The organism is Aminobacter sp. P4_H6_2 (genome assembly GCF_056400805.1).
In genome coordinates, this window is sequence record NZ_JBFUKO010000544.1 from 1 (window position 1) to 3,679 (window position 3,679).

2 protein-coding genes and 1 pseudogene are annotated in these 3,679 nt (G+C 61.0%); 2 read left to right on the forward strand and 1 reads right to left on the reverse strand.

Features of this window, described 5'->3' with window-relative positions; genetic code table 11:
- Positions 1-1,478 (forward strand): phytoene desaturase family protein (locus AC1DUU_RS26185; protein WP_476786284.1); only part of this gene is annotated, 1,478 nt, incomplete at its 5' end.
- Positions 1,479-1,495: 17 nt separating this feature from the next.
- On the opposite strand, the gene AC1DUU_RS26190 is transcribed toward AC1DUU_RS26185, so the two are convergent.
- A complete protein-coding gene (locus tag AC1DUU_RS26190) occupies positions 1,496-3,064 on the reverse strand; it encodes a phytoene desaturase family protein (RefSeq protein ID WP_476786285.1) in 1,569 nt (522 codons plus the stop codon).
- A 246-nt stretch (positions 3,065-3,310) separates the two neighbouring features.
- Here AC1DUU_RS26190 and AC1DUU_RS26195 point away from each other — a divergent pair.
- Positions 3,311-3,619: pseudogene (locus AC1DUU_RS26195) on the forward strand (sulfite exporter TauE/SafE family protein); the annotation flags it as partial.
- Positions 3,620-3,679 lie beyond the last annotated feature (60 nt).

Here is a 3,679-nt window from a genome sequence, read left to right on the forward strand (position 1 = left end):
ACGACAGGCTCGGCGGCTGCCTGCGTACCGAAGAAATTACGGCGCCCGGCTTTGTCCATGATGTGATGGCAACGACCGTCGTCCTGTTTCTTCTCTCGCCGGCCTATGCAGCGCTCGGCAAAGATCTGCATGCGCGCGGCCTCGAGATCGCGACCACCGATACGCCGACCGCCGTGCTGCTGCCCGATGGCCGGGCGGCGGTGTTCTCAACCGAACGGGCGCGCAATATCGCCTTGTTCGATGGTCTGGCCGAGGGCGACGGCGGGCGCTTCGCCAAGGTGATGGAGGGCATGGGTGCCGATGCGCCGTTTGTTTTCTCGCTGCTCGGTGGTTCTCTCTGGTCCGGTGGCATGCTGAAAACGGTGCTGAAGGAGACCTGGCGGCGGGGCCCGCGCGCCATGGCGTCCTTCTTCGGCGTGGCGCTGGAGACGGCGCGGGCTCATCTCGAAACCACCTACCGGTCGGAGGTGACGCAAGCGCTATGGGCGCCGTGGGTGCTGCATTCCGGACTTGGTCCTGAAAGCGCCTATTCGGCGCAAATGGCCAAGGTGATTGCATTTGCTGTTGAAGCCGCCGGCTGTCCGATCGTGAAGGGAGGGACCCAGAATCTCGTTGCCGCCTTCAAGCGCCTCATCGAAGACCAGCATGGCATGGTGAAGACAGGCGCGGATGTCGAGGCGATCGTGCTTGATGGCGGCGGCGCCGCAAAAGGCGTGCGGCTTTCCGACGGCACGACGCTACACGCAGCAAAGGGTGTCATCTGCTCGGTTACGCCGAACCAGCTCTATGACCGATTGCTTGCCGGCAAGCAGCTTCCTTCCGCCGTCGCGGATGGCGTCACCGCCTATCGCTATGGCAAGGGCAACATGCAGATTCACTACGCGCTGTCACAGCCGCCGCGATGGAAGGCGGATGGTCTCGACAAGGTTGCGCTCATCCATCTGACCCCTGGTCTCGACGGCGTCTCACGCGCCTCCAACGAGGCTGAGCGTGGCATGCTGCCCGCCATTTCGACGATCTGCGTCGGTCAACCGACAGCGCTCGATCCGGGACGCGCTCCGGAAGGCAAGGCGATCCTGTGGCTGCAACTGCCTGAAGTGCCGCGTTTGCTTAAAGGTGACGCGGCGGGCTTGATCGAAACGCCTAAGGACGGTCGCTGGACCGAGCCTGTCAGGGAAAAATTCGCCGACCGCATCGAGCATATTCTTGCGACCCATATCGAAGGCTTCCGCGAAACCGTGCTGGCGCGTCGCAGCTACTCACCGGCTGATCTTGAAGCGCTGAATGTCAACCTTGTAGGTGGCGACCCCTATGGTGGCTATTGCGGCATCGACCAGTTCTTTCTCTGGCGTCCGCTCAAGAATTCGGTCAACCATCGGACGCATGTTCCGGCGCTTTACCACATTGGCGCATCCACCCATCCCGGGCCGGGATTGGGCGGCGGCTCCGGTTTCCTGCTGGGCTCCTCGCTCAAGTAGACATTGCTTTATGCGGGTTACTTGCCGGCCAATTTCCGGCCGAGCAGGTAGCCCGATCCTGCCCCTGTGCCGGCGCCTGGCCATGTCGAAGCGCCGCAGAGATAGAGCTTTTCTATCGGCGTCCTGTAGCGGGACCAGCCTGCGACAGGCCTGAACATGAAGTTCTGATCGAGCCGGTGGCTACCCGACAAATTGTCACCGCCGATGAGGTTCGGGTTTTCGCGTTCGAGATCCACGGGAGAGAACACAGCTCGCCCGAGAATCTTGGAGCGAACCCCCGGCGCGTAGGTATCGAGCAGATCGAGAACCCGTTCCGCATAAGCATCCTTGGCTTCGTCCCATGAACGCGCGGCGATGGTTCCGGCAGCATCGCCGAGAATCTCCGCCGGCACCACCCGCACCTGCACCCAGAGCACATGCTTGCCCGCCGGAGCCCGACTTGCGTCGACCGCTGTGGGCTGGCCGACAACCAGCACAGGTTCCCGTGGCAGCAATCCGCCCGCGGCTTCCGCATAGGTTCGTGCCATGAGGCCCATCTCGGGCGCAAGATGCACGTAGGCGAAGCGTTGGAGATCTTCACCAGCCTTCCAGTCCGGCAGACTGTCCAGTGCGAGATGAAGCATCATCGTTCCGGGGCCAGCGCGAAAGCCGGCAATTCTGGTGTCGAAAGATACGCGGTCCGGGTCATCGGGCAGGAGTTTGCCAAAGACAAGCTGCGGATGCGCATTGGCGACAACGGCGCGGCTTGCCCGCAAAACGCGGCCATCGGCAAGCCTAACGCCCGTCGCGCGTTTACGGTCGGTTTCAATTCGTTCGACCGCCGTGCCGAGGATGATCTCGCCGCCCTTCGCCTTGAGAAGCGAACTCATCGCGCGAATGATCGTATCAGCTCCGCCCTTGCCAATGACCATTCCGAAAGCCTGGTTCGCCATCGATTCCAGATAGGGGAACAGCGCGCCGCCCGCCGTGTCGGGCGCGAAATCCAGATGCAAGCCCCATGCGGCCATCATGGCCTTCACCTTCGCGCTCTCAAAATGCGCGTCGAGGAAATCGCGAGGTGTGGCGAGCAACATGCGCGCCATGTCGTAGAGTCCGCCGGTTCCCAAAGCACGCCAGGCATTCCAGGCAACCCTTGCGGTTTTCAGCGAAGGCATCTCGGCACCGAGCAGGCCGAAAATATGCGGCGCCTGCTCGCCGAATTTGGCGAACATCGTCCGCCACGCCTCGGCATCCTTCGGCGACATGGCTGCAATGCGCAATGCGGTCTCTTCCAGGCTCGCGCTGACGCCCAACCAGCCGCCATCGGGAAAGGCAGACGCAAACGTATCCGACACCGGCGCCAGTTCCAGTCCATGTGCGACCAGTTCGTCCTTGTAGTCCGCAAAAAAGGCGGACCCTGCGAACATGGAAAGATTCATGGCGCAAAGGTCGTGACGGAAGCCAGGCAACGTCACCTCGCGGGTCTTGACCGCGCCGCCGGCCTCGACGGCCTGCTCGATGACCGCAATTTTCCAGCCGCGCGAGGCGAGGTGTATGGCCGCAGCGAGGCCATTGTGGCCTGCACCTACGACAATCGCATCATACATGAGCCCCTCCGCCCGGTTTTGATTTGCCCATTCCCGCAGGCATCGAACGTGTTCGCCGCCGTCCCGGTGCGAATGCTCGCGGGAACAAGCTTTCCATAAAAAAACTTTTAAGTCTAAAGTAATTTCAGGCCTGCGAAGCCAGACCGCTCCAGGCGAGAAAACGAGAGGGAGGGATCGGTGCGCTTTTCGATATCTTGTGCGGCGGCAGGTCTTTTGCGGCTTTGCCATTCCTCACGGCGGCCCAGGCTGGCGGGCGGCGAACTGCTGATACAAACATAGGTCTTGCTCTTTGGTGCCGACATCAAATTGGCAGGAAGTATCTCGCTGGCTGTCAGCCTTCCAACCATGATCGCTGGTTTTGCACGCTACAGCAGGGATCAGAGCTTCTCGGTCCTGAGACCTAAACGGACTTTTCTGATGATTATGGCCGCAGGTTCAATCGTTGGCAGTTTGATCGGTGGGAGGTTACTAGGCATTGTGCCTAGCCCCGTGCCTTTGCCGATGCTTTCCCTTATCTTCGTGATTTCTGCGGTGAAGGTCTGGCAACATCGCTAGCCTCCATTGCCATTAATTTCGAAGCCTCAAATCGCTTTTAATTTGACACGTGCCTCTAGT